The 24,951-nt window shown below is 59.7% G+C and carries 25 protein-coding genes and 1 tRNA gene; 13 read left to right on the forward strand and 13 right to left on the reverse strand.

From position 1 onward, the window contains the following. The first annotated feature begins 167 nt into the window (after positions 1–167). Both OKC41_RS19405 and tcdA read left to right on the forward strand, forming a co-directional pair. Positions 168–244 (forward strand) — tRNA-Asp (locus tag OKC41_RS19405). A 147-nt stretch (positions 245–391) separates the two neighbouring features. Then, on the forward strand, positions 392–1,228 hold the full coding sequence (gene tcdA, locus OKC41_RS19410) for a tRNA cyclic N6-threonylcarbamoyladenosine(37) synthase TcdA (protein WP_270672290.1): 837 nt from the start codon (positions 392–394) through the stop codon (positions 1,226–1,228). A 21-nt stretch (positions 1,229–1,249) separates the two neighbouring features. Here tcdA and OKC41_RS19415 read toward each other — a convergent pair whose 3' ends face one another. Together OKC41_RS19415 and OKC41_RS19420 are read right to left on the reverse strand one after the other, a co-directional pair. Further along, a complete protein-coding gene (locus OKC41_RS19415; protein ID WP_043155651.1) occupies positions 1,250–1,684 on the reverse strand; it encodes a SufE family protein in 435 nt (144 codons plus the stop codon). A gap of 13 nt (positions 1,685–1,697) precedes the next feature. Continuing rightward, positions 1,698–2,918: a cysteine desulfurase gene (locus OKC41_RS19420; RefSeq protein WP_270672291.1), complete on the reverse strand. Its 1,221-nt coding sequence runs from the start codon at positions 2,916–2,918 to the stop codon at positions 1,698–1,700. Positions 2,919–3,070: 152 nt separating this feature from the next. On the opposite strand from OKC41_RS19420, the gene rep reads away from it, so the two are divergent. Next, the gene (gene rep, locus OKC41_RS19425) at positions 3,071–5,083 is read left to right on the forward strand and encodes a DNA helicase Rep (RefSeq protein WP_043155654.1); all 2,013 of its coding nucleotides are present in this window, start codon (positions 3,071–3,073) and stop codon (positions 5,081–5,083) included. On the opposite strand, the gene OKC41_RS19430 is transcribed toward rep, so the two are convergent. The 5 genes from OKC41_RS19430 to OKC41_RS19450 all read right to left on the reverse strand — a co-directional run bounded on the left by OKC41_RS19430 (position 5,070) and on the right by OKC41_RS19450 (position 11,263). Further along, positions 5,070–7,373, reverse strand: a complete 2,304-nt coding sequence (locus tag OKC41_RS19430; protein ID WP_219596338.1) for a bifunctional diguanylate cyclase/phosphodiesterase — start codon at positions 7,371–7,373, stop codon at positions 5,070–5,072. The genes rep and OKC41_RS19430 overlap by 14 nt on opposite strands. A gap of 84 nt (positions 7,374–7,457) precedes the next feature. Next, positions 7,458–7,910, reverse strand: a complete 453-nt coding sequence (locus tag OKC41_RS19435; RefSeq protein WP_039041132.1) for a cytochrome c5 family protein — start codon at positions 7,908–7,910, stop codon at positions 7,458–7,460. Between the two features lie 219 nt (positions 7,911–8,129). After that, positions 8,130–9,155 carry an L-threonine 3-dehydrogenase gene (gene tdh, locus OKC41_RS19440; protein ID WP_010672427.1) on the reverse strand — a complete coding sequence of 342 codons (1,026 nt, stop codon included), beginning with the start codon at positions 9,153–9,155 and terminating at the stop codon, positions 8,130–8,132. 89 nt (positions 9,156–9,244) lie between these two features. Beyond that, positions 9,245–10,435 (reverse strand): glycine C-acetyltransferase, encoded by a 1,191-nt coding sequence (locus tag OKC41_RS19445; RefSeq protein WP_052815560.1) that lies wholly within the window; start codon positions 10,433–10,435, stop codon positions 9,245–9,247. A 183-nt stretch (positions 10,436–10,618) separates the two neighbouring features. Beyond that, the gene (locus tag OKC41_RS19450) at positions 10,619–11,263 is read right to left on the reverse strand and encodes a TetR/AcrR family transcriptional regulator (RefSeq protein WP_010672429.1); all 645 of its coding nucleotides are present in this window, start codon (positions 11,261–11,263) and stop codon (positions 10,619–10,621) included. 153 nt (positions 11,264–11,416) lie between these two features. On the opposite strand from OKC41_RS19450, the gene rfaD reads away from it, so the two are divergent. The 5 genes from rfaD to OKC41_RS19475 are packed head-to-tail and all read left to right on the forward strand — an operon-like array spanning position 11,417 to position 17,166. After that, positions 11,417–12,376 carry an ADP-glyceromanno-heptose 6-epimerase gene (rfaD, locus tag OKC41_RS19455; protein ID WP_039041134.1) on the forward strand — a complete coding sequence of 320 codons (960 nt, stop codon included), beginning with the start codon at positions 11,417–11,419 and terminating at the stop codon, positions 12,374–12,376. A 49-nt stretch (positions 12,377–12,425) separates the two neighbouring features. Beyond that, positions 12,426–14,186: a polysaccharide deacetylase family protein gene (locus tag OKC41_RS19460; RefSeq protein ID WP_223920210.1), complete on the forward strand. Its 1,761-nt coding sequence runs from the start codon at positions 12,426–12,428 to the stop codon at positions 14,184–14,186. Positions 14,187–14,192: 6 nt separating this feature from the next. Further along, positions 14,193–15,410 carry an O-antigen ligase gene (locus OKC41_RS19465; protein ID WP_111896764.1) on the forward strand — a complete coding sequence of 406 codons (1,218 nt, stop codon included), beginning with the start codon at positions 14,193–14,195 and terminating at the stop codon, positions 15,408–15,410. Continuing rightward, a complete protein-coding gene (locus tag OKC41_RS19470) occupies positions 15,407–16,087 on the forward strand; it encodes a glycosyltransferase family 25 protein (protein WP_103244030.1) in 681 nt (226 codons plus the stop codon). Before OKC41_RS19465 ends, OKC41_RS19470 begins: the two co-directional genes overlap by 4 nt. Then, a complete protein-coding gene (locus OKC41_RS19475) occupies positions 16,087–17,166 on the forward strand; it encodes a glycosyltransferase family 9 protein (RefSeq protein WP_103244031.1) in 1,080 nt (359 codons plus the stop codon). The genes OKC41_RS19470 and OKC41_RS19475 overlap by 1 nt, the downstream gene beginning before the upstream one ends. Here the strand turns inward: OKC41_RS19475 and OKC41_RS19480 are convergent. From OKC41_RS19480 to OKC41_RS19495, 4 genes are all read right to left on the reverse strand, one after another. Continuing rightward, positions 17,117–18,181 carry a glycosyltransferase family 9 protein gene (locus OKC41_RS19480; RefSeq protein WP_270672292.1) on the reverse strand — a complete coding sequence of 355 codons (1,065 nt, stop codon included), beginning with the start codon at positions 18,179–18,181 and terminating at the stop codon, positions 17,117–17,119. The two genes, OKC41_RS19475 and OKC41_RS19480, sit on opposite strands and share 50 nt — an antisense overlap. Before the next feature lie 215 nt (positions 18,182–18,396). Further along, positions 18,397–19,653 carry a PTS ascorbate transporter subunit IIC gene (locus OKC41_RS19485; RefSeq protein WP_011704190.1) on the reverse strand — a complete coding sequence of 419 codons (1,257 nt, stop codon included), beginning with the start codon at positions 19,651–19,653 and terminating at the stop codon, positions 18,397–18,399. A gap of 60 nt (positions 19,654–19,713) precedes the next feature. After that, a complete protein-coding gene (locus OKC41_RS19490) occupies positions 19,714–20,001 on the reverse strand; it encodes a PTS sugar transporter subunit IIB (protein WP_026142047.1) in 288 nt (95 codons plus the stop codon). Between the two features lie 32 nt (positions 20,002–20,033). Then, a complete protein-coding gene (locus OKC41_RS19495) occupies positions 20,034–20,477 on the reverse strand; it encodes a PTS sugar transporter subunit IIA (protein WP_103858482.1) in 444 nt (147 codons plus the stop codon). Positions 20,478–20,729: 252 nt separating this feature from the next. On the opposite strand from OKC41_RS19495, the gene OKC41_RS19500 reads away from it, so the two are divergent. The 3 genes from OKC41_RS19500 to OKC41_RS19510 all read left to right on the forward strand — a co-directional run bounded on the left by OKC41_RS19500 (position 20,730) and on the right by OKC41_RS19510 (position 22,647). Further along, a complete protein-coding gene (locus OKC41_RS19500) occupies positions 20,730–21,752 on the forward strand; it encodes a LacI family DNA-binding transcriptional regulator (protein WP_041212112.1) in 1,023 nt (340 codons plus the stop codon). 265 nt (positions 21,753–22,017) lie between these two features. Beyond that, the gene (locus OKC41_RS19505; RefSeq protein ID WP_010672437.1) at positions 22,018–22,140 is read left to right on the forward strand and encodes a hypothetical protein; all 123 of its coding nucleotides are present in this window, start codon (positions 22,018–22,020) and stop codon (positions 22,138–22,140) included. Between the two features lie 168 nt (positions 22,141–22,308). Continuing rightward, positions 22,309–22,647 (forward strand): DUF2799 domain-containing protein, encoded by a 339-nt coding sequence (locus OKC41_RS19510; RefSeq protein WP_010672438.1) that lies wholly within the window; start codon positions 22,309–22,311, stop codon positions 22,645–22,647. Between the two features lie 57 nt (positions 22,648–22,704). Here OKC41_RS19510 and OKC41_RS19515 read toward each other — a convergent pair whose 3' ends face one another. Together OKC41_RS19515 and OKC41_RS19520 are read right to left on the reverse strand one after the other, a co-directional pair. After that, positions 22,705–22,875: a hypothetical protein gene (locus OKC41_RS19515; RefSeq protein WP_010672439.1), complete on the reverse strand. Its 171-nt coding sequence runs from the start codon at positions 22,873–22,875 to the stop codon at positions 22,705–22,707. Between the two features lie 56 nt (positions 22,876–22,931). Then, complete coding sequence (locus OKC41_RS19520) at positions 22,932–23,363, reverse strand: flagellar basal body-associated FliL family protein (RefSeq protein WP_010672440.1); 432 nt, start codon at positions 23,361–23,363, stop codon at positions 22,932–22,934. 145 nt (positions 23,364–23,508) lie between these two features. On the opposite strand from OKC41_RS19520, the gene OKC41_RS19525 reads away from it, so the two are divergent. Both OKC41_RS19525 and ubiA read left to right on the forward strand, forming a co-directional pair. Next, positions 23,509–24,060 (forward strand): chorismate lyase, encoded by a 552-nt coding sequence (locus tag OKC41_RS19525; RefSeq protein ID WP_042879173.1) that lies wholly within the window; start codon positions 23,509–23,511, stop codon positions 24,058–24,060. After that, positions 24,057–24,920, forward strand: a complete 864-nt coding sequence (gene ubiA / locus OKC41_RS19530; protein ID WP_010672442.1) for a 4-hydroxybenzoate octaprenyltransferase — start codon at positions 24,057–24,059, stop codon at positions 24,918–24,920. The genes OKC41_RS19525 and ubiA overlap by 4 nt, the downstream gene beginning before the upstream one ends. Positions 24,921–24,951 lie beyond the last annotated feature (31 nt).

Raw genomic sequence — 24,951 nt, forward strand, 5'->3', positions numbered from 1 at the left:
CAGAAGTGAAACGCTGTAGCGCCGATGGTAGTGTGGCATTCGCCATGCGAGAGTAGGACACTGCCAGGCACCCAATTAAACGGTGATGTGAAGAATCACATGACCGGCTGCGAGGATGACACCTCACAAATGAGCAGCAAAAGATTTAGCGAAAGCTAACCGAATGCGGAGCGGTAGTTCAGTCGGTTAGAATACCGGCCTGTCACGCCGGGGGTCGCGGGTTCGAGTCCCGTCCGCTCCGCCACTACTTAAAAAGCCCAGTCTAACGACTGGGCTTTTTTTCGTTTTCGATACCGCACTCCTTTTCCCTCACATCAACACCGTCATCATCCGATCATCGCCCCTGAGAGAGGTTGCCGCTATAATGGCCGCCCTCAAGCAAGGTGATGGTATGAAAGCAGAGTATCTACAGCGATTCGGGGGCATAGCCCGTCTGTATGGCCAGCGTGCCCTTGGCTCCTTCAGCCAGGCGAAAGTCTGCGTGGTCGGGATTGGTGGCGTCGGTTCCTGGGCGGCCGAGGCGCTGGCTCGGGCCGGCATCAACCAGATCACTCTGATCGACATGGATGATATCTGCATCACCAACACCAATCGCCAGATCCACGCCATGCAGGGCACGGTCGGCCGTCTCAAGACGGAGGTGATGGCCGAGCGCATCCGTGCCATCAACCCGGATTGCGAGGTGATCGAGGTGGATGACTTCGTCACCGCCGACAACCTGGGCGAGCATATCAAGCGGGAGTTTGACTATGTGGTGGATGCCATCGACTCGGTCAAGGCCAAGGTGGCGCTGATTGCCTTCTGCAAGCGCAACAAGATCCCGGTGATCGTGGCGGGCGGTGCCGGCGGGCAGATGGACCCGACCCAGATCACCGTGGCTGACCTGGCCAAGACCATTCAGGATCCGTTGGCCGCCAAGGTGCGCTCCGACCTGCGCCGACTGCACAACTTCAGCAAGAATCCGGCGCGCAAATTCGGGGTGGAGTGTGTCTTCTCAACCGAGCAGTTGAGTTATCCAGATGGCAATGGCGGCACCTGCCAGGCCAAGGCAGCCAGCGATGGCACCATGAAGATGGATTGCGCCTCCGGCTTTGGCGCCGTGACGCCGGTGACGGCAACTTTCGGGCTGGTTGCTGCGTCCCGGGTCTTGAAGAAGATTGCCGAGCGGGGTGCCCGCGCCGAGAAAGAGGGCGGGAATGAAAACGCTAAGTCGATTAGCGAAGCGTAATCGACCGCAGAACAAGGCGGGTTAGACAGCCTGCTCCCGGATCGCCAACACGATTGCCCTGAGCCCGTTGCCCCGCGACGGGCTCAGGTGTTTTTCGAGCCCCAATTCGCTGAAATAGGCATCTATATCAAAAGCCTGGATAGCATCGGCAGTCTGATGATTGAACGCCGCCAGTACGATGACGATAAGGCCGCGCACGATACGAGCATCGGAGTCGCAGGCAAAGTGCCAATTGCCGTCCTTACTTTTTTCTCCCTTGAGCCAGGCCTGGCTCTCGCACCCTTTCAGGCGGTTCTCTTCCTGCTGCCACTCTGCTGGCAAGGTGGGTAGCAGCTTGCCGAGCTGTATGATGAGGCGGTACTGGTTCTCCCAGCCGTTCGCCGCCGCAAACTGCTGGCGGATGGTATCGGCATCGGGCTCAAGGCCGATCCGGGTATAGGTTGCGAGGCTGTTCATTGGATTGTCTGCCTTAGAAGAAGTCACTGAGTTTGTGCAGGGCGGCCAGCAGGGCGTCGACATCGTCCCGATTGTTGTAGCAGGCCAGCGAGGCGCGCATCGTGCCGCCGATACCGAGCGATTCCATCAGCGGCATGGCGCAGTGATGGCCGACCCGCAGGGCTATGCCCTGCATGTCGAGCAGGGTGGCTGCGTCCTGTGGGTGGATATCCTCCAGCAGGAAGGAGATGGCGCCGGCGCGCTGACCGGGTTCGCCGACCAGACGCAGCCCTGGCACCTGTTGCAGTCCGGCAACCAGATAGTCGGTCAGCGCCGCTTCATGGCTGGCCAATGAATCCTTGTCCTGCTCCATCACAAAGCCGATGGCTGCGGCCAGGCCGATGGCGCCGGCAATATGGGGAGTACCAGCTTCAAACTTGAAGGGCAGGGTGTTGAAGGTGGTGCCGCTGAAGCTGACCCTGTCTATCATCTCGCCGCCGGCCTGCCAGGGGGGCATCCGCTCCAGCAATTCAGTTCGGCCCCACAGCACGCCGATCCCGGTCGGGCCATAGAGCTTGTGGCCGGAGAAGGCGTAGAAGTCGCAGCCGATAGCCTGCACATCCACCTCGAGATGGGCCACCGCCTGGGCGCCGTCGATGAGGCTCAGGGCCCCGACCGCCTTGGCCGCTGCCACCATCTCTTTGACTGGATTGACGGTGCCAAGGGCATTGGAGACGTGAGCCACGCTCACCAGCCGGGTACGTGGTCCCAGCAGGGCCAGATAGGCAGCGATGTCGAGATCGCCCCGCTCATCGAGGGGAATGACCCGGATGACGGCGCCGGTGCGCTGGGCGACCAGCTGCCAGGGGACGATATTGGCGTGATGCTCGAGGGTGCTGAGCACGATTTCATCCCCCGCCCTCAGCTCGTTCATCCCCCAGCTCTGGGCCACCAGATTGATCGCCTCTGTGGTGCCACGGGTCCATATCACTTCGTGGCTGCGAGGGGCATTGATAAAGCGGGCAACCGTCTTGCGGGCATCTTCGAAGGCGCGTGTGGCCCGGCCGCTCAGGGCATGGGCGGCGCGGTGCACGTTGGCATTGTCGGCCCGATAGTAGTGATTGATCGCATCCAGCACGGCTTGCGGTTTTTGGGTGGTGGCGGCGTTGTCCAGATAGACCAGAGGGTGGCCGTTCACCTCCTGCGCCAAGGCTGGAAACTGGCCGCGCAGCCGGTCGTGCTGTTGCTGATTCATGCTCCCCTCATCTCGTCTGGAAAAGTCGGTCATGATCCGGAAAATGGCCGGCAAACACAAGATGAAGTGGCGGGATCCCGTGCCCGGTTTCGGCTGCCTGCGGGATCTCTGCTACAATGCCGCCCCTCATCATAAGCCAAGAGATCCGGCCCATGAAGCTCAACCCCAATCAGAACGAAGCGGTCAAGTATGTCTCCGGCCCTTGCCTGGTGCTGGCGGGTGCCGGATCGGGCAAGACCCGCGTCATCACCAACAAGATTGCCTATCTGGTACAGCAGTGCGGCTACAACGCACGCAACATAGCGGCGGTCACCTTTACCAACAAGGCGGCGCGGGAGATGAAGGAGCGGGTCGGTCAGACCCTGGGTCGCAAGGAGGCGCGGGGGCTGATGGTCTCCACCTTCCACACTCTGGGGCTTGAGATCATCCGCCGCGAGCACAAGAGCCTGAATCTCAAGGCCAATTTTTCCCTGTTCGACGATACCGACCAGCTGGCGCTGCTGAAAGAGCTGACCGAGGCGGAGCTCGATAACGACAAGGACAAGCTCTCGGCCCTCATCAGCCAGATCTCCAACTGGAAGAACGACCTCATCCTGCCGGCTCGCGCCATGCGCATCGCCCGCGGCCCGGAAGAGGTGCTGATGGCCCAGCTCTACGAGCGCTACCACCGCCAGATGGTGGCCTACAACGCGCTGGATTTCGACGACCTCATCGTAATGCCGACCCTGTTGCTCAAGAGCAACCAGGAGGTGCGCGAGCGCTGGCAGAACAAGATCCGCTATCTGCTGGTCGATGAATACCAGGACACCAACACCAGTCAGTACGAGCTGGTGAAGCAGATCGTCGGCGAGCGGGCCCGTTTTACCGTGGTGGGGGATGACGACCAGTCCATCTACTCCTGGCGTGGGGCCAAGCCGCAGAACCTGGTGCTGCTGAACGAAGATTTCCCCAATCTGCGGCTCATCAAGCTGGAGCAAAACTACCGCTCCAAGCGGCGCATCCTCAAGTGCGCCAACATCCTGATCGCCAACAACCCCCACGTCTACGACAAGGCGCTCTTCTCCGAGCTGGACGAGGGGGTGAAGCTCAAGGTGCTGTTTGCCAAGAATGAGGAGCACGAGGCGGAGCGTATCGCCGCCGAGCTGATGGGCCACAAGTTCATGAACCGCACCCGGTTCAAGGATTACGCGATCCTCTATCGGGGCAACCATCAGTCGCGCATCTTCGAGAAGGCGCTGATGACCAACCGCATTCCCTACCGTATCTCCGGCGGTACCTCGTTTTTCTCCCGCACCGAGATCAAGGACATCATGGCCTACCTCAAGCTGCTGGTTAACCCGGATGAGGACACCGCCTTCCTGCGGGTGGTCAACCTGCCGCGCCGCGAGATAGGCCCCACTACCCTCGAAAAACTGGGCCAGTACGCCAACCAGCGTGGCAAGAGCCTGTTTGCCGCCAGTTTCGAGCTGGGGCTGGAGCAACACCTCTCCGGACGCGGTCTATCCGCCCTGCAGGCCTTCACCAACTGGCTGGTGAGGCTTGGCGATCAGGCGCTGCGCGGCAATCCGGTGGAGGCGGTACGGGACATGATCAAGGAGATCCATTACGAGGAGTGGCTCTATGAGACCTCCCCCAGTCCGAAGGCGGCGGAGATGCGGATGCAAAACGTCTCCACCCTTTATCGCTGGATCAGCGAGATGCTGGAAGGGGATGAGCTGGAGGAGTCGATGACGCTGGCTCAGGTGGTTACCCGGCTCACCCTGCGGGACATGATGGAGCGTAACGAAGGGGAGGATGAGGCGGATCAGGTGCAGCTGATGACATTGCACGCCTCCAAGGGACTGGAGTTTCCCTATGTCTACATGGTGGGTATGGAGGAGGGGCTGCTGCCCCACCAGACCAGCATCGACGAGGACAACGTGGAGGAGGAGCGACGCCTCGCCTACGTGGGGATCACCCGGGCCCAGACCGAACTGACCTTTACTCTCTGCAAGGAGCGCCGCCAGTTTGGCGAGTCGGTGCGGCCGGAGCCGAGCCGCTTCCTGCTGGAGCTGCCCCAGGATGACCTGGAGTGGGAAAACCAGAAGAAGGTGACGGCCGAGGAGCGCCAGCAGAAGGGGCAGGTTGGTGTCGCCAACCTGCGGGCCCTGTTCAAGAAGGATTGAGGTCGGAAGGCTTGGTCTCTCGAGAAGCCTGACCCAGCAGAGGGGGAATATCGGCTCCCGGCAGCGGGGGCGAGATGTGGCGCCCCTGCCCGAGGGCGCAGCCAAGCTCGATGAGCTTTTGCAACTGCTGCTGATTTTCGATCCCCTCGACCACCAGGGTGAAGTCGAGGTCCTGGCAGATGTCCCGCATGGCGCGGATAAGCGCCAGATCCTTGGGTGAGTTCAACATGCGATGGGTGAAGCTGTCGTCCACCTTGATGTAATCCACCGGGAAGTGAAACAGGGCGTTGAGGGAAGAGAAGCCGGTGCCGAAGTCATCCAGGCTGACCTGGATCCCTTTCGCCCTCAGTTCATGCAAGGCAGTGAGGGAGTCGGCACTCTGCCGCGAGAGCTCGCGTTCGTTGAACTCAAAGATGAAACATGCGGGGATGACACCCTCCTCCTCCATGATGGTGAGCAGTTGCATGATCTGCTCGTGGCTGGCCAGGTGCTTGCCGGAGAGGTTGATGGCTATCCTGAAACGACCGACCCCGGAGGCGGGTTGCCAAAGCTTCAGTTGCTGGCAGGTGCGCTTGAGGATCTGGCGGTCCAGATCCTGAATGAGGCCGCACTGTTCCGCCAGAGGAATGAAGTCGAATGCATCCTTGAGCTCCCCTTCCTCCGTTATCCAGCGCGCCATCACCTCCAGTCCGACCAGGCGGCTGTCACACAGCCTGATCACCGGCTGGAAGTAGGGCACAATCCGCCCTTCCCGCAAGGCTCTGAAGAGCCGCTCTTCCGGTGACCCCGCCTGTTCGGTACAGGCCTCCGAATACATGACGATGCGGCTGCGGCCGTTGCGCTTGGCCTGGTACATGGCGAGGTCTGCCTGGTGCAGCAGTTCACTGACATCGGCCGTTTGCTCCGTCACGTTGGCGACCCCCAGACTGACGGTGATGGTCAGTTCGTTGCCCTGGAGCCGGAACGGATGGCCGATACGGCCAATCAGGCCATTGAGCACGGGGCTGATGTCCTCTTCCCGCTGGCTGTTGTCCAGATAGATGACGAATTCGTCCCCTCCGAGCCTCGCCACCATGTCATTTTGCCGGATGCAGCCTTGCAGCCTGCTGCCCAGCTCCTGCAGCAACTGATCGCCTGCACTGTGGCCCAGGGCGTCATTGACCTGCTTGAAGTGATCCACATCGACGAAGATCAGGGTGAAGCCGGCTGTCTGGTAACGGCGGTAGCGGGTCATGGCATGATGCAGGTGATTCATCAGCAGCGCCCGGTTTGGCAGCTGGGTCAGCGGGTCGTGCAGGGCATTGAACTGGAGCCGCCGCTCCAGCTCCTGATGATGCTTGAGCCGTTTCTGCAACCTCAAGTTGGTTTGGCGCAGCTGTTGGAGTCGCTGGTTGATGGACTCCTCCGAGTTGAGCTCATCGAGTTGCTGTCGCACCCTTTTGAGCTCCAGCAACAGGGTCAGCTGATGGCGCAGGAAATCGAGGAACAGCCTGTCATCGGTTTCCAGAGGCCGGGTCATGTTGAGGATGAGGTGGGCAAAGTATTGCTGCTGCTGGCGCAGGGGCAGGCTGTACCAGTAAAGTCCCTCTTCATGGCGCTCTACGCTGTTGGTGCTGTGGCACATGGCCCGAATGATGTCATCGTCGTATGTCAGGTGTGGTGGATAGAGTCGCTCCAGTCGCTGGTTTTCCAGCCGGATCAGCAACATGTCGCTGACTGAGAGCATCTGGCGCAACACAGCTTCCAACTGGGCAAACAGGGCATGCTGAGGCAGGTTGTGAGCCAGGCGCATCACTCGGCCGATCTTCTCGATTTTCTCCTGCCACTGGGGATCCCGCTGCATGAGAGGGGAAGCCTGCCCCGCCAGCTGGGTACCGGTCTGGGTTTCGTGCAGTCGTTTGGCCAGGCACTCCAGCAGCAACCTCAGGGTGGGTGCCTGATCCGGGGTGCTGCGTGCCAGCAACCACTGCACGTCGATATGCTCCACAGGCTGCACGCACCAGCCCTGACCTTCATCGAGCCGGGTGAGCTGTTCGGTGAGGCGAGGTTCTTCCCGTCCCAATTGTTGCTTGAACACGTCGGGAAGCTGATAGGTGTAGCGCCAGTTCAGCCCCCCGTCGGCCAGCCCCAGCATGGCGAAATGTTGCAGAGGGCAGAGTTTGTCCAGCAGACCGACTAGTCGGGCGTAATCCTCGGGGGAGGCAATGCCGGGGGCGGGAAAATCCATGATGGAGGAGACGACCGCCAGCAAGGAGTGCGAGTCTGGCGGTGTGGTGGGCTGAACTGACATGCAACACTCCCGAAAAAACTTACCTTCAAGCGTAGTCGGAAGTGATGGGATTGAAAGGGCTGCAAGAGAAGCCCTTTCAATTACTTACAGCTTGTCGATCATGTAGTGAATGGCGTTCTCGATCTCTTCGTCACTGCAGGTGGCGCAGGTCCCCCGCGGTGGCATCATGCCAGCCTTGCCGGTGAAGCCTTCGATGGCGTGTTTGCGCAAGGTGTCGAATCCCTGGGCGATGCGTGGCTCCCAGGCGGCCTTGTCACCTCGCTTGGGGGCGCCGGCGGCACCGGTATCATGGCAGGCGAAGCAGGCACCCTTGAACACGGTCTCGCCGTCACGGGGGCCGGAGGAGGCGGCCGCAGGCGCGGCCGCGGCGGTCGCAATACCTTCCAGATCCTTGGCGGTATAAACCTGGCCAACCGGGGCAATACGCTCGGCGATGGCCTCTGTCGACATGTCATCGGCGGCAAGGACGGCGCCGGACAGAGTGGCGGCCGCCATCCCGGCAGCCAGCAAATAGCTCAGTTTTTTCAACACGCTCATGTACTCCCAGCAGGCTCTTATTATCCCCAGAAAACGACGGGATTATAACCGAATAGTTACAGCCATTTAAACGCTTGTGTGTGAAGTGTTAAGCAATCTGCAAACAAAGTGGTAGAGCGGGAAGGGGTGATCCCACATAAAAAAACCCGGCATGCGCCGGGTTTCGTGAGGCTGAACAAGAGAGGGCGCGCTGATTGCCCAGGCGCCCCTCGCGTGTCGTCAATCCCAGTTCAGGATCACCTTGCCGGACTTGCCCGAGCCCATGGCTTCGAAGCCCTGCTGGAAGTCATCGATATGGAAATGGTGGGTGATGATGGGGCTGAGATCCAGGCCAGACTGGATGAGGCTTGCCATCTTGTACCAGGTTTCGAACATTTCGCGGCCGTAGATCCCCTTGATGAAGAGTCCCTTGAAGATCACCTTGCCCCAGTCGATGGCCATGGTGGAGGGAGGAATGCCGAGCATGGCGATTTTGCCGCCGTGGTTCATCTTGTCGATCATGTCCTGGAAGGCGCTGGGCACCCCGGACATCTCCAGCCCCACATCGAACCCTTCGGTCATGCCGAGATCTTCCATGACATCGGAGAGCTTCTCCTTGGCCACGTTGACGGCACGGGTGGCGCCCATCTTGCGGGCCAGTTCCAGCCGGTATTCGTTGACGTCGGTGATCACCACGTGACGGGCGCCAACGTGACGGCAGACGGCAGCAGCCATGATGCCGATGGGGCCTGCGCCGGTGATGAGCACGTCTTCACCCACCAGGTCGAAGGAGAGGGCGGTGTGCACGGCGTTGCCGAACGGATCGAAGATGGCGGCCAGCTCATCGGGGATGTTGTCCGGCAGCTTGAAGGCGTTGAAGGCCGGGATCACCAGGTATTCGGCGAAGGATCCCGGGCGGTTCACACCCACACCAATGGTGTTGCGGCACAGGTGGGTGCGACCGGCACGGCAGTTGCGGCAGTGGCCGCAGGTGATGTGGCCTTCGCCGGAGACGCGATCGCCGATGGCGAAGCCGCGCACTTCCTGGCCGACGGCGACCACCTCTCCCACATACTCGTGCCCCACCACCATGGGGACGGGAATGGTCTTCTGGGCCCACTCGTCCCAGTTGTAGATGTGCATGTCGGTGCCGCAGATGGCGGTCTTGCGGATCTTGATGAGCAAATCGTTGTGGCCGAGCTCGGGAGCCGGGACATCGGTCATCCAGATGCCGACTTCGGATTTGAGTTTGGAGAGTGCTTTCATGACAGATTCCTCACGGCGCCATGCCGGGTACAGAGGGTAATAAAATGGGGCCCAACCTTGGCCCCCGTTTTAATCAGCCAGCCATGTGATCAAATCACACCGAGCTCGCGACCGATGCGAATGAAGGCATCGATCGCCTTGTCCAGTTGCTCCCGGGTATGGGCGGCGGACATCTGGGTCCGGATGCGCGCCTGACCCTTGGGTACCACGGGGAAGGAGAAGCCCACCACGTAGATACCGGCGTCCAGCATGCGGCTCGCCATCTCGGCGGCCAGTTTGGCATCCCCCAGCATGACCGGAATGATGGCGTGATCGGCACCGGCCAGGGTAAAGCCGGCGGCGCTCATGCGCTCGCGGAAGTAGGCACTGTTCTCCTTGAGGCGGGCACGCAGGTCGTGACCCTCGGCCAGCATGTCGATCACCTTGATGGTGGCCGAGACGATGGAGGGTGCCAGGGAGTTGGAGAAGAGGTAGGGACGGGAGCGCTGACGCAACCAGTCGATCACCTCTTTCTTGCCGGATGTGTAGCCACCGGACGCGCCCCCCAACGCCTTGCCCAGGGTACCGGTGATGATGTCGACCCGTTCCATCACCTCGCAGTATTCGTGGGTGCCGCGGCCGTTCTCGCCGATGAAGCCGACGGCGTGGGAGTCATCCACCATCACCAGCGCGTCGTACTTGTCGGCCAGATCGCAGATGGATTTGAGGTCGGCGATGACGCCATCCATGGAGAAGACGCCGTCGGTGGCGATCAGCTTGAAGCGGGCTCCGTCGGCATCGGCCTGCTTGAGCTGGGCTTCCAGTTCGGCCATGTCGTTGTTGGCGTAGCGATAGCGCCTGGCCTTGCACAACCGCACCCCATCGATGATAGAGGCATGGTTGAGGGCGTCGGAGATGATGGCGTCTTCGGCACCGAACAGAGTCTCGAACAGGCCGCCGTTGGCGTCGAAGCAGGAGGAGTAGAGGATGCTGTCTTCGGTGCCGAGGAAGGCGGACAGCTTCTGCTCCAGCTCCTTGTGCTGGTCCTGGGTACCGCAGATGAAGCGCACGGAGGCCATGCCGAAGCCGTGGCTCTCGAGCCCCTGATGGGCGGCGGCAATCAGGTCGGGATGGTTGGCCAGCCCCAGGTAGTTGTTGGCACAGAAGTTCAGTACCTGCTCGCCGCCCACCGCAATCTGGGCCTGCTGGGCCGAGGTGATGATGCGCTCCTGCTTGTATAGCCCTTCCGCCTTGACCTGTTCGAGCTGTTCGGTCAGGTGACGATAGAATCCGTTAGACATCCTCGGTCCTCATTGCTGTATCGACTGTGTTATCAGGATCCCGGGCCGTGCAACCCGCACGGTTCGGCGTCGTCACGGTCGCGACGAAACGCCGACAGACCCTAGAATGGGCAACATTTTACTGTAATCCCTGCGTATAAATTCAAATTTTAATGCTGATAATCAACAATTGTGAAACAGATCTCACCCGGCTGGTTGGGCCAGTTGGTGATAATGTTGCTCCAGTTGATGTATCTGGGGGGCCACCTGTGGCTGCACGTAGGGTCGCAGCAAAAACAGTACCCGCAAGACCCCCTGGTAGAGCAGGGGTTTGGTGATGCGGGTGGCCGGGGCCTGGGCGATCTGGAATGGGATCCAGCAGGTGACGACCATCTTGATGGTCTGGCCGAGGTCCGGCAGGTCTTCATCGCTGACGGCGATGATACCGCCTTCGCGCAGGCTTCTGAGCAGCGTCTCCACGGTGGCACGGAGCTGCTCCTGTGCCTTGAGGTATTTCTGCTGCAGCAGCTCGTCGCGACTCAGGATGTCCGGCAGATTCGCGTAGAAGAAGCGGAACTGCCACATCAAATAGAAGATGGCATCCAGGTAGCCCATCAGATCCTCCAGCCGGATCTCGCTGCTGCGGATCGGAGTGAAGCTGTCGCTCAGGTGGCGGGCGTACTGATCGAAGATGGAGTGGATGATGTCTTCTTTGTTTCTGAAGTGGTAGTAAAGGTTGCCCGGGCTGATGCCAAGGTGTGCGGCAATGTGGTTGGTGGTGATGTTGCGCTCGCCCTGATCGTTGAACAGCTCGGTGGCGCTGTGGATGATCCTGTCTCTGGTCTTCATCGCTGGTCCCTCTGCGGGCCCGAAGGGGAAAAGTCATCGAGGTCGAATCCCCTTGCGGCCCGTGATAAACTTTTCGGCAATTTCAAATTGGCCCACTATACACAGCTTTAACAGGCAGTCACACGGGGCCACAACGTACGCGAGGCAAACTCCATGATCGTAGTAACTGGCGGTGCTGGCTTTATCGGCAGCAATCTGGTCAAGCAGCTGAACGCTCAAGGACGGACCGATATCGTGGTCATCGATGACCTGACCGACGGCACCAAGTTCGTCAACCTGGTCGACCTCACCATCGCCGACTACATGGACAAGGACGAGTTCCAGGCGCGGATCGTCTCCGGTGACGAATTCGAGGAGTGGGATGACGGCATCGAGGTGATCTTCCACGAAGGCGCCTGCTCCGCGACCACCGAGTGGAACGGCAAGTTCATCATGGAGGTCAACTACGAGTACTCCAAGGATCTGTTCCACTACTGCATCGAACGGGAAATCCCCTTCATCTACGCCTCTTCCGCCGCGACCTATGGCGGGCGCAACGACAACTTCATCGAAGATCCCCGGTTCGAGCAGCCCCTCAACGTCTACGGCTACTCCAAGCAGTTGTTCGATCAGTACGTGCGTCGCTGGATGCCGGAGATCAACTCCCAGGTGGTGGGTCTCAAGTACTTCAACGTCTATGGTCCCCGCGAGCAGCACAAGGGCTCCATGGCGTCCGTGGCCTTCCACCTCAATACCCAGGTGAAGCAGGGTGACAATCCCAAGCTGTTCGAGGGCTGTGACGGCTTCCCGGATGGCGGCCAGATGCGCGACTTCATCTACGTGGACGACGTCTGCAAGGTGAACCTCTGGTTCTGGCAGAATCCGCAGCACTCCGGCATCTTCAACTGCGGCACCGGCCGTGCCGAGCCGTTCCAGAACGTGGCGGAAGCCGTGATCAGGCATCACCAGAAAGGCGCCATCGAATACATTCCCTTCCCGGATCACCTCAAGGGTCGCTACCAGAGCTTCACCCAGGCGGATCTCACCAAGTTGCGCGGCGTCGGCTATGACGGCGAGTTCAAGACTGTGGCCGAAGGCGTGGCCGATTACATGGCCTGGTTGAACCGGGCTTGATCCCTCTCTGGCGGGTGGCTCTGGCCACCCGTCGATCGGATGCGCTTGCATGAACATATTGATGGCTCTCTCCCAGCTCGAAGTGACGGGCGCGGAGGTCTATGCCACCACGGTCGGCAACGAGCTGACCCGCCGTGGCCACCAGGTTTTCTACGTCTCTGACACCCTGACCAAACCGACTCTGGGACCGGTCTTTCGGTTGCGTTTCAACAAGCGCAGCATCCTGCGCCGCTTCTGGCACGTCTTCTATCTCATCTATCTGATCCGCAAGCACAGGATCCAGCTTGTGCACGCCCATTCGCGCGCCTCGGGCTGGAGCAGCTACGTCGCCTGCAAGCTGACCGGCACCCCCATGATCACCACGGTGCACGGGCGCCAGCCGGTACACGCCTCCCGCAAGGCATTCCATGCGCTGGGCTACCGGGCGGTGGCGGTGTGCGAGGATATCGCCAGCCAGATCATCGACAACCTGGGGGTGGACCCGGCCATGGTGCAGGTGCTGCGCAACGGCATCGAGACCGACAAGTTCCAGCCCGTGCCGATACCGGACAACGACAAACCGGTGATCGCCATCATAGGCCGGCTGAGCGGTCCCAAGGGGGAGCTCTGCTACCGGCTGCTGGACGAGGTGCTGGATCTGGAAGCCTGTCGGGTGCGCGTCGTCAGCGGCACCCAGGTGCCGGCGCGTTTTGCGCGTTTTCAGGACAAGGTCGACTTCGTCGGTTATGTGGACGATGTGCCCGCCCTGATGGCGGGCTGCGATCTGGTGATCGGTGCCGGTCGGGTGGCGATGGAGGCGCTGCTGTGCGGTCGTCCGGCGTTTGCCATCGGCGAAGCCAGGGCCATCGGTCTGGTGACGGAGCAGAATCTGGACGAAGCGCTTGCCAGCAACTTCGGCGACATCGGCCCCAGAGATCTGGCCATCGACTTTGCCGGGCTGAAGGCGCAGATCCCCTCGGCGCTGGCCTCCAAGGTGGTGCCAGACCCAGTGCGCCAGCGGATCCTGCAAGAGTATGACTTGCAAGGCGTCGTGACCGGGCTGGAATCCGTCTATCAGGATGCCGTGGTCGAGACTCTGCGCCGGGAGATGCCGGTCATCATGTATCACCGCTTCATCGAGCACGAGAGCGAAAAGGGAGTGCATGGCACCTGGCTCCCAGTCGCCATGTTCGAGAAGCACCTCAAGCTGATGAAGTGGCTGGGCTACGAGACGCTGACATTTGCCGACCTGGCGGAGAACGGGTTCATCCACCGGCTGCAATACGGCAAGAAGTACCTGATGATCACCGTGGACGACGGCTATCGGGACAACCTCACCCGCATGCTGCCGCTGCTGGAAAAGTATGGCTACAAGGCGGTGGTCTATGTGGTGACCGGTGAGGATCACAATCGCTGGGATGTGGAGCACCCGACCCACCCCGATACCCCGGTGACCCTGATGACCCCGGAGGAGATCAAGGCGCTGGTGGCCTCCGGTCATGTGGAGATCGGGGGCCATACCCTGACTCACCCCCGCCTGAGTACGCTCCCCCCAGAGGAGCAGGCCCACCAGATCCAGGCCAACAAGGCCTGGCTGGAGCAGTTGCTCGGCCATCCCCTGATCTCGTTTGCCTATCCTTACGGGGATCTGAACGACAGTGCAAAAGCCCAGGCCGTTGCCGCCGGTTATCGCTATGCTGTGGCCACCAACAGCGGCCCCAGAGCCATGCACCGGGATCCGTTCCAGATCCGCCGGATCGCCATCTTCCCCCGCACCGACATGTTCGGCCTGTGGCGCAAGATCCGTGGCAACTATGTATTCAGGAAATAAGTATTGATGTCTATTAAGCCTCACGAACTGCTCGATAGAGCAACGACCACTGTTTATGCACTAACCATAATGTTTGCCTTCTGTGGGTTGTTTCTGGTCCCTCCTGGCCAGAGCATCCTCTCCAACTTGCTGGTGGTGTCGGGTCTCTTTGGCCTGTTGAACTACTTTGTTGGAGGAAACAAGGATGTATTCTTTATCGATCGCCGCCTGATCTGGGTCTTCATATTCTACGGTGCCGTGATCATGCTGAATAGAATGATTCATGGTGACCAATACGGAGTCATGCGAAATTTATTATATATGGCGGTTTTTTCTTTGGTTATGCCGCGCAAGAAAATACTGTTGACTCTGGGGGCTATATCTATCCTGATGGGTGGTGTTGGGTTAGGAGCCTTGAGTGTTTGGCAGCATTTAGATGGTATTGTCAGAGTTGAAGGCTTCACCAATGCAATCCTGTTTTCTCAAGCAGCACTGACATTGGTCATTCTGAATTGGTGCGTATTTGTTAAATCTAGAGGATATCCATTGGTGAAAGTGTTTTCTCTCATTTCACTTGGGTGTTCTATACTTGCACTTTATCTTTCACAAAGTCGTGGTGTCTGGTTGGCATTGGGTGTCGTTATTAGTTACCTTGTACTGTATAAAGCTATTTTCAAACCATGGAAATATAGTGCCATAGCATTACTGTTTATTATGTGTCTTGGTGTGATCTATCATACGAATACACTTGTTCAAGATAGAATTTCTGCTGCAGCATCAGATATAAATCAAATGAGCGTGGGTTCTTACGGGTCTTCGTGGGGACTGCGCGTTGTGGCTTGGAAGAGTGCCTGGTTAGGTTTTTTGGATGCACCACTGATAGGTGTGGGCTCGGATGGGTTCAGATCCGTCAAAGAACAGCAGGTGTCGCAAGGACTGATCTCACCCCTAGTATTGGATTCTGCATTGGCTCATGCTCATAACCAGTATATGCAGAATCTGATTATTCGAGGAATTGTGGGTCTATTGGCACTGATTATTTTCATATTCTACCCAATGAAAATTTTCATAGAAAGAAAAGGATGGGGGACTCCATACGCAGTGATTCCTCTATCCTTTGCCATCAGTGCATTAAGTGATGTGCCTTTTGAACATCAGAACACGTTGTATATATATGTGCTGAGTTTGGTGTTCTGCTGGTGTGCGATAGAAATAAAGTATGATAGGGAAAATAAAATATCATGATTCCAGTTTTCGTGATCAGTTTGGCCAGGAGCCATGATCGACGCGCCTTTATTGAGAAGCACATGAGCAGCCGTGCTGTCGATTTTGTTTTCTTTGATGCCGTTGATGGTAAAAAACTCTCAGAAGATGAGTTGAAAAACGTGGACTTCCTCATGGCCAGACAGTTTTGTGGTCACGATCTGAGTTTGGGTGAGGTTGGCTGTGCCATGAGCCATATCCGCATATATGAGATGATGGTTGCCAAGAATATAGAGCACTGTGTCGTGCTGGAGGATGACATCTATCTGCACAGCCACTTCAAGGCCATAGTGTCGAAGGCCATGTCTGCTTGCCAGTCAGATATTATTTTCTTGTACCATGGCAAGGTGAAGTCTTGGCCATGGATGAAGAAGATGCCGGAAGGGTATCGTCTTGCCAAATATATCTCCCCGAGCCGGAACTCCAAGCGAGGCATCATATCGACGGCAGGATATATCTTGACTCTGTCTGGCGCCAAGAAACTGCTGAGCAAGGCCTACCCCATTCGGATGCCATCCGATTATCTGACAGGCCGCTTGCAACTCAACGGTCTGACGGCCTCGGGTGTTGAGCCTTGCTGCATGGATGTCGGTCTGTTCGATACCACGATCGATGATCGTAACTATGGTCCTCATGTGACCGATGACGAGGTTCGATAGTGATCAGTTATTTACAGCTATTACGTGATCGGGTGCGCAGAGCCCTGGGTATTCTCTTGTTTGACAAGAAGATGCCACTCGGCATCCAGGGGGATATCAAGCATATTTTGGTGGTTCGCTGGGATGCCAAGCTGGGGGATTCCTTTATCTCCTCCTTTTTCTTCCGGGAGCTAAAAAAACTGCCGGGCAACAAGAAAGTGACGGTTATCACGACCCCAGCCCTGGCCAGCCTGTATCGGGATTGTTTCGGGGTTGATGAGGTCATCGAGATCAACAAGCGACCCGGCTACGGTGCTATTGGCAAGATGGTGTCAGCCATTCCCCATGTCGATCTGGTGATACATCTCACCGAGGGGATGAAGATGAAGGATCTATATCTCCTGCACAAACTCTCGTCGACCAATGTTGCCTCCCTCGACGACAGTATCGGACGTGTCAATGTGAAGTTGTCCGAGGCGACGGCGGGCATGCTGTTCCAGGATAAATATCGCTATCTGCTGTCACTGCTGGGTGCGAAAGAAGTAGATCAGAAGTACATGATCCCAGTGGCAGAGAAGGGGAATGTGACCTCGGCCTGTGATGACCTCATCCTCATCAACCCCTTCGGCAGCACTCAGTACAAGTCGTTCTCGCACGCCAAGATGGTTGAGTTGTTGAAGACCTTGGCAACCGAGTTCGCTGCCTATCGCTTCGGAGTGCTCTCTTCACCCGCAACTTATGCTGCGGCGGAGGCCATGCTCAGAGCTAGCGCGGCTAGCAATGTTATGCTGCTGGAGGGCGTAAAAACCATAGATGATGCTATTTATTGTGTTCAGCAGTGCATGGCTGTGCTGTCGGTGGACACCGCCATAGTGCATATCGCCGTCGGATTGGAGAAGCCGCTGGTGGCTATCTATCCGCGCCATGGTGAGACGTTCAACCAGTGGTTGCCGACCAGCACGCCGCGGGTCCGGATCCTGTTTAGCGACTCCCCTGGCCTGAATGCCGACATGAACAATGTCGATGACCGGGCCGTCTGCGAGGCGCTAGCTAGTCTGCTGTCCGTGACTGAGCAAGCAGAGCCGCTAGCCGCTGAATAACCAGCTCAGGTGTAATTGAGCGGAACAGGGCTTCATCGAAGAAGTCCTTCTCCTGGGTCGGCAACTGATAATCCGCCCCCTTGGCGTCGAAGATATCGATGGCCTGATACCGGGGGTGGTTCACCGGGTTGGCGATGATCTTGTCGCCGCCTGGGGCCACTATGGTCAGCAGCGGCAGATCGATGGCCTGCGCCATGTGCCGTGGGCCAGTGTCGTTGCCGACGAAGAGCTGGCAATGGGCGAAGAGCCCCACCAGTTCCCGTACCGAGCGGGTCTGAACATGGTCAAACACGCTGGCCTGCAGCGCTTCAGGCAGCAGCGGCTTCAGCCCCCGGTTGTACTCCTCTTCCCCCGGTCCGCAATAGACCAGGATCTGGGCATTGTGCTCCTCGATGAGCCACTGGGCGACCTTGGCGAAGCAGTCGATGGGCCAGCGCTTGTAATGCCCGAGTGAGTTGACTCCCATGGCGATGAGTGGCCGGGTCGGGTCGACGCCAGCGGCCAGCAGGGTCTCGCGCCCCCGTTGTCTCTCCCCTTCGCTGAGCCAGAGATAGTAGTTGCGATCCTCCCTGGCGAGACCCAGGGGCTTGAGCAGTGAAAATCGGTCGTCCACCAGGGTGCTGTTACCCTGATGCTCGGTGTCATGGCGAAAGCGCACGATGCGGTTGTGGCCCAGGCGCCATGGGAAGGAGTCGAAGCCGATCCGCAGGCGGGCGCCGGAGAAGAGGCAGGTGAGCAGGCCTATCATCTGGCCCTGGCTGTTGATCACCACATCGTAGCGTTCGCGGCGAATGCCCAGCAGCAAATCCTTCATGTAGCGCCACTCGTTGCGGCGCGCCTTCTCGATGATGATCAACCGATCGATGTTGGGGTTTCCCTCTGCCATGCCCGCGCAGTAATCCATGACCAGATAGTGAACTTCCCCGGCAGGGTCGTGCTGCTTGAGGTTGTTGCACAGTGCGGTGGAGATCAGCACATCTCCTATCTGTTTGGTTTGTACTACCAGGTATTTCATGGAAAGGGCCTCGAGCGAGGTCGGGTTGAACGTCAGCGCATCAGCATATCGCACTCCCCTGTCAGATGCTGCCGCTATGGGGTGAAAATCCGATCCAACGCACTGTGTTTGCACATAATTTCGACGTTGTTCGGGCTGGTGGGGCCCGGCTGGCAGTGCGGGAAGATGAGCGGGGGCATGGCACCGTCGGCCATGCCCTCGATGGGCAAGAGTGATCAGCGTACGATGAGGCCGAGCAGGATCCCCACCACGCCGAAGTCGGCATCGCTGAAGGTGGTGTTGGCAAAGCCCAGATCCCCCAGCACCGGCAGCAGGAATACCGGCAGGAAGGTGATCAGCAGGCCGTTGGCGAAGGCACCGAGGAGAGCGCCTCGACGACCGCCGGTGGCATTGCCGAACACCCCGGCCGCCGCACCAACGAAGAAGTGCGGCACGACGCCTGGAATGATGACGGTGAGCCCCAGCAGGTAGAGCAGCACCATGCCCACCAGACCGGCGGCGAAGCTCGACAGGAAGCCGATCAGCACCGCATTGGGGGCATAGGGGAAGACGATGGGGCAGTCGAGCGCCGGCTTGGCGTTGGGCACCAGCTTGTCGGAGATCCCCTTGAAGGCCGGCACGATTTCGGCGATGACCATCCGCACCCCCTGCAGGATCACGTAGACACCGGCGGCGAAGGTGATGGACTGCATCAGGGAGAACATGAACCAGTGCTTGCCCTTGGCGACGCTGGCGACGAACTCGGGGCCGGCGAAGGCGGAGGTGATGAGGAAGATGATGCCCATGGTGAAGGAGATGGCCACCGGGGTATCGCGCAGGAACAGCAGGCTCTTGGGCACCTGCACCTCTTCGCTGCTGTGGGCCTTGTTGCCGAATTTGGCGCCGATCCAGCCGGCCAGCACGTAGGAGCAGGTGGAGAAGTGGCCGAGTGCCACGTCATCGGAGCCGGTGATCTGCTTCATGTAGGGGTGGGCGAGGGCCGGGAACAGCACCATGGTCACACCGACTACCAGGCTGCCGACCGCGATGAGCGGGATGCCGCTCATGCCGCCGGCGGAGAGGATGGCTGCCACCATCATCGACATGAACAGGGTGTGGTGACCGGTCAGGAAGATGAATTTCCACGGGGTGAGCCGGGCGATCAGGATGTTCACCAGCATGGCGAAGAACATGATCATCGCCATCTCCTTGCCGAACGACTGCTGGGCGATGGAGACGATCGCCTCGTTGTTGGGGACGACCCCCTTGATGCCGAAGGCGTGCTGGAAGATGGTGGCGAAGTCGCCCAGCGAGTTCACCACCAGGGTGGCGCCAGCCCCCAGGATGACGAAGCCCATGATGGTCTTGACCGTGCCCTTGATGCACTCGGTCACCGGTTTCTTCTGGGCGATCAGGCCGATGAGGGCGATGAGGCCAACCAGCACGGCCGGCTCCGACAGCACGTCAAACATCAGAAAATTGAAAAATTCCATGGTCAGCTCCAAGCAGATGGAAGCGGCGGCTCACCGGCCGCCCAGACAGTCGCAAAGGGGTTAGAGTGCGCCCAGCTCGCGCAGGGCGATGGCGAGTTTTTCTTTCATGGCGGCCTTGTCGACCATGTTGTCCAGGGATACCAGCCGGCCGTCGACCCCCATGCTGACCAGCTGTTCGGCAATGTCGCGGGTGGCGACAAAGATCTCGGCGCGCTCGCTGCCGGCGGAGGCGAGATCCCGGTGATCCACCTCGGCCGTCACGGCCAGCTCCTTGAGAATGCTCTTGATGCTCATCTCCATCATCAGGCTGGTGCCCAGGCCGTGTCCGCATACAACCAGAATCTTCATGTTCTCTTCCTCTGTCGGGCGCAGGGCGCCACTCAATAACGCGCCAGGATGCGCAAGATGTCGTCTTTGCTGGTGGCCGCCATGATGGCCGCCACGTCTTCTTCATTCATGAACAGCTCGGCCAGCCGGGCGATGGTCTCCACGTGGGAGTTGCTGTCGCTGGCGGCCAGGGTGACCAGCAGCCGCACCGGGTCGTTGCCCTCGGAGCCGAAGTTGACCCCCTCCTTCAGCACGGTCAGCGCCAGTCCCAACCGGTTGACGCCGTCTTCCGGGCGGGCGTGGGGCATGGCCAGGCCCGGTCCCAGCACGTAGTAGGGGCCGAGCTCCTCGTGGGAGCGATAGAGCGCCGCCACATAGGAGGGCTCTATGGTGCCGTTGGCCAGCAGGGGGGCGGTGGCCAGCTCGATGGCGTGGCGCCAGTCGCGGGCGCCCGCTTCGATGGAAATGACCTCCTCGGTCAGCAATTGGGTCAGCATGGCAGTGTCCGGGCTGGATAGGATGGCGCCAATCTAGCGATCTTGCCTCTTGATAACTGTGAGCTTGATCCCGAAAGTTAGCGCTACCAGATAGCGCTAACATTGATCTGTGATAGCGCTATCATTTCTCTCACAGAAGGGATTCATTCTGCCCCTTATCGGCCTCAAAGAAGGTAAAATCCGGTTTGAGCAAATAGTCAGTGCCCCGCTTTTGCCTTAAAGTGAATGCCCGCATGCCGAGGAAGGGAAAGGATGTCAGAAGCGAAAAAACGCCGCAGCACGGGTCGGGTGACCCTCAACGACGTGGCCCAGTTGGCTGGGGTGGGAGCCATGACGGTGTCGCGCGCTCTGCGCACCCCCGAGCTGGTGTCCGACAAGATGCGAGAGCGCATCGAGGCGGCGGTGGATGAACTCGGCTATATCCCCAATCGGGCGGCGGGGGCGCTGGCTTCCGCCACTTCCCAGACCATAGTGGTCATCGTCCCCAGCCTGGCGGAGCGCGCCTGCGGTGACATGATTGCCGGGCTGCAGCAGACCCTGCTCGCCGAGGGCTACCAGATCATGCTGGGGGATGCCCAGCACCTGAAGCAGCAGGAGGCCAGCCTGCTCAGCAATTTCCTGCAGCACAATCCGGCCGCTGTGGTGTTGTTTGGGGGGGATCCCGGGGAGGTCATCCGGCAGCGCCTGCAGGCGGCCCGCTTGCCGGTGGTGGAGGTGGGAGCCATGGCGCGCCATCCCATCGACATGAACGTCGGGGTCTCCAACTTCGATGCCGGTTATCAGCTGACCCGCCACCTCATCGAGCGCGGTCATCGCAACATCGGCTTTCTCTGTGCCCGCCAGGAGCAGTGGATGCTGCAGCAGCGCATGCAGGGCTGGCAGAAGGCGCTGCTGGACAACTACCTCTCCCCGGACGCCATCATCAATACCTCTGAGCTGCCGAGTTTTAGCACGGGGGCGGCCATGCTGGGGGAGTTTCTGCTGCGCTGGCCCGAACTGGATGCGCTGATCTGCGTCAACGACGAGCTGGCGGCCGGGGTGCTGTTCGAATGCCAGCGCCGCCATCTGAGCGTGCCGGGCAAGCTCGCCATCGCCGGTTTCGACGATCTGGATGTGGCGCGCGCCTGTCATCCTGCGCTGACTTCGGTCAGGATCCCCTATCACCAGATGGGCAGGGAGGCGGCGGAGCTGATCCTGCGCCAGCTGGCGGGCGAGGAGGTGGCCGGCATGAGCCTCGCCCTGGATTTTCAATTGCAAAAGCGCCAGAGCACCTGAGGAGCGATGCCACGACAGGGCGAGGCAAGCATGTTCAAGGCGTTGTGACCGAAGACCCGGTTGGTGCACCGTCGCCCTGCGCGGAAACTGCCAGCCGACGTGTTCGCCCGGTCTGTCACCGGGTTGGAGCAGAGCGTGGATGCCACCGGAGCCATGACTCCAGGTGGCTGGCTGCACCCTGGTCAAGCTCTGAGCGGAACCACTGGCGAGCCCCATTATTCTGGATAGACTTTGTAGGCCGGTGCACTATCCAAGGAGAATGAGCATGGGTACGCAGACGCCTGATTTCGATCTCGATGATGACTGGGAGCCGGAATCCTGGGAAGACGAGCTGGAGGAGCTGGATGACGAGAGCTGGCAGGACTATGACCCTCTCGACGATCAGTGACTCCCTGTAACGCCTGAGGGCGGGCCTGGTGCCCGCCCGATTTTTTGTGTGGCGAGGGGGGCAGCCCTTGGTGAGAATGGGGCGGGCTGGTTAGAATGAACTGCTCAAATGACGCTGTACAAGGCAGGCAGCGGCTCAACAACGATTCCAACGACGCCAAGGATGAATATGCGCTCACTCGTCATCATGTTTTGTGCCGCCCTGCTCGGGGGCTGTGTTTCCAACTCCGACGACCCTTGCGAGAAGGTGTGGAGCGACGTGGGAGAGGCGGACGGCAAGCTCGGTTTTGCTGGCGATAGGGTGGCTTTTCACCAGACCCAGTGCGGGGAAAAAGTGGACGTTGCCCTTTGGGAGCTGGGTCGCCAGAAGGGGCTGGCCTGGTATTGCCGACCCGAGCATCTCTATCTGGCAGGACGGTCGGGAGAGGAGTATCGCGGCGTCTGTCCCAACGACGTGCAGGCCCGTCGCCTGTTTGAACAGGGTCGCCATGGCTGGACTGATCAATAAATCAGCCTTCCTCTCTCTTCTGAAATCTTGCGTGAATCTCTTCGTGAGAAGAGGGACCTACCCTTCCTTATGTTTCAGCCGCAGCGGCTGGCACAGGTAATCCTTGTCATTGGCGCTGCGGGCACACTTGCCACACACGAATTTGGGTTTGCGCACAATCTTGCGCAGCGTCTTGAGATCGGCGGGGATCTCGTGACGGCGCCACTCACACAGCGTCTTGTGACCCATGACGTCCTCGACAGTGAATGCAACGGGTGAGAGGGGCAGGACCCCTCCCGGTGTGGTTACTGGTACAGGTATTTGGTGAAGATGAGCTCGCGGACCGCCTTCTTGCCCGTCTCCTTGACCAGCAGCTCGTTGACCTTGGCCTCACACTCCTTGCGCAGCTCCTCCCGGTTCACCAGGGACTTGATCTGTGCGCCCGTCTTGCTGCCAATCAGCCGGATGATGGCGTCGCGGATCAGGGGGTCGTGCTGCTCCAGCAACTTGAGGTCGGCAGCGTCCGTGGCCATCAGCTCTACCGTCACCCGTACATAGCCGAGGGTTTTGCCGTCGCCAAGGTAGTTGGTGATGATGTCCGGATCCAGAGCGTGATAGGCGAATCCCGGCTGGACGGCGGAGGAGGCGGGATCGGTGGCCTCTTCCTCATTGGCGAAGGCCTGTGTATTCAAGAGGGTACACCCCAGGGACAGCAGCAGAATTCTGAAGATCTTCATCTGGATGGCTCGGCAGCGACGGATGCCCCATTTTTGATGCTGCAATCGGGGCCGTCAAGCACGGATGTTCTTACAATTCGCCATTGATTTACGGATAATAAACCGGTTTTTAACCTGACAACGGAAATCTCCGGATGGTGAAGCTGTGAAGTCCGAGTTGACTGTTCCCCTCGTCCAGCTCGTCCCGTGGCGGGCGCCTGCAGAGTGCGAACCACCCGAGGCGCTGCGTCCCTGGTTGCTGGAGGCCGATTCCATGACCCGGCGCCTGCGTCGTTACAATCATCACCTCTCGGTGCAACTGCTCGGCAATCGCGCCGTGTCGCTGACGGTGGACGAGCAGGCGCTGGTGGCGGTGTCGGCCCCCGTGGGCATGTGCCGCGAGGTGATCCTGCACGGTGATGGCGGGCCTGCCATCCTGGGTTGGACCCTGTTTGCCGAAGCGGCCTTGCAGGGGGGCGGTTTGCAGGATCTGGGAGAGCAGCCGCTGGGAGAGCGCATTTTCGGTGAGGCACCGGCGCGGCGGGATCACCTGCAACTGGCCTGTTTCGAGATAGCGAGCAATCCCTGGTGTCCGGCCGCCACCGTCTGGGGGCGTCGTTCCCGCCTGTTTCTGGGGCAATGGCCACTGCTGGTCCATGAACTTTTCCTGCCCTCGCTATCGTCTCATTCGTTGCCATCGGATAAGGAGCTGGAGTGAAGCTGTTAACCAAGGAGCGGGGACTGGCCTATGCGCAGTTGGCCCGCATCGACAAGCCCATCGGTACCCTGCTGCTGCTGTGGCCGACCCTGTGGGCGCTCTGTCTGGCGGCTGGTGGCCTGCCTGACCCCTGGATCCTGACCGTGTTCGTGGTGGGCGTCTTCCTGATGCGCTCCGCCGGCTGTGTCATCAATGACTATGCGGATCGCAACTTCGACGGTCATGTGAAACGCACCGCCGGGCGACCGCTGCCCATGGGGCGGGTCGCCGAGCGGGAAGTGCTGGTGCTGTTTGCCGTGCTGGCGCTTCTCTCGTTCGCCCTGGTGCTGACGTTGAACCCGCTCACCATCAGCCTGTCCTTTGCCGGTCTGCTGCTGGCAGTCTGCTACCCCTTCATGAAGCGCTTCATCCCCATCCCCCAGCTGGTGCTCGGCATGGCCTTCTCCTGGTCCATTCCCATGGCCTATGCGGCCCAGGCCAATGCCCTGCCGCCGGAAGCCTGGCTGTTGTTTCTTGCCAACCTGCTGTGGACCATCGCCTATGACACCGAGTACGCCATGGTGGACAGGGATGACGACCTCAAGCTCGGCCTGAAATCGAGCGCCATCCTGTTCGGCCGCCACGACAAGCGGATCATCGGCGCGCTGCAACTGGCGACCCTGCTGATCCTGCTGGGGGTCGGGCAGCTGATGGGGCTGGGATCCGGTTATTACTGGGGGCTGCTGGGGGCGGCGGCGCTGTTCGTCTACCAGCAGCGACTGATCCGGGAGCGGCAGCGGGAAGCCTGCTTCCAGGCGTTTCTCAACAACAACTACGTGGGGGCGCTGGTGCTGCTCGGGGTGATGGTTCACTACCTCTAACCCGCCCCCTTCCTTGATGAAAAAAGGCCGC

The organism is Aeromonas sp. QDB17, assembly GCF_027705305.1.
GTDB lineage: Bacteria > Pseudomonadota > Gammaproteobacteria > Enterobacterales > Aeromonadaceae > Aeromonas > Aeromonas caviae.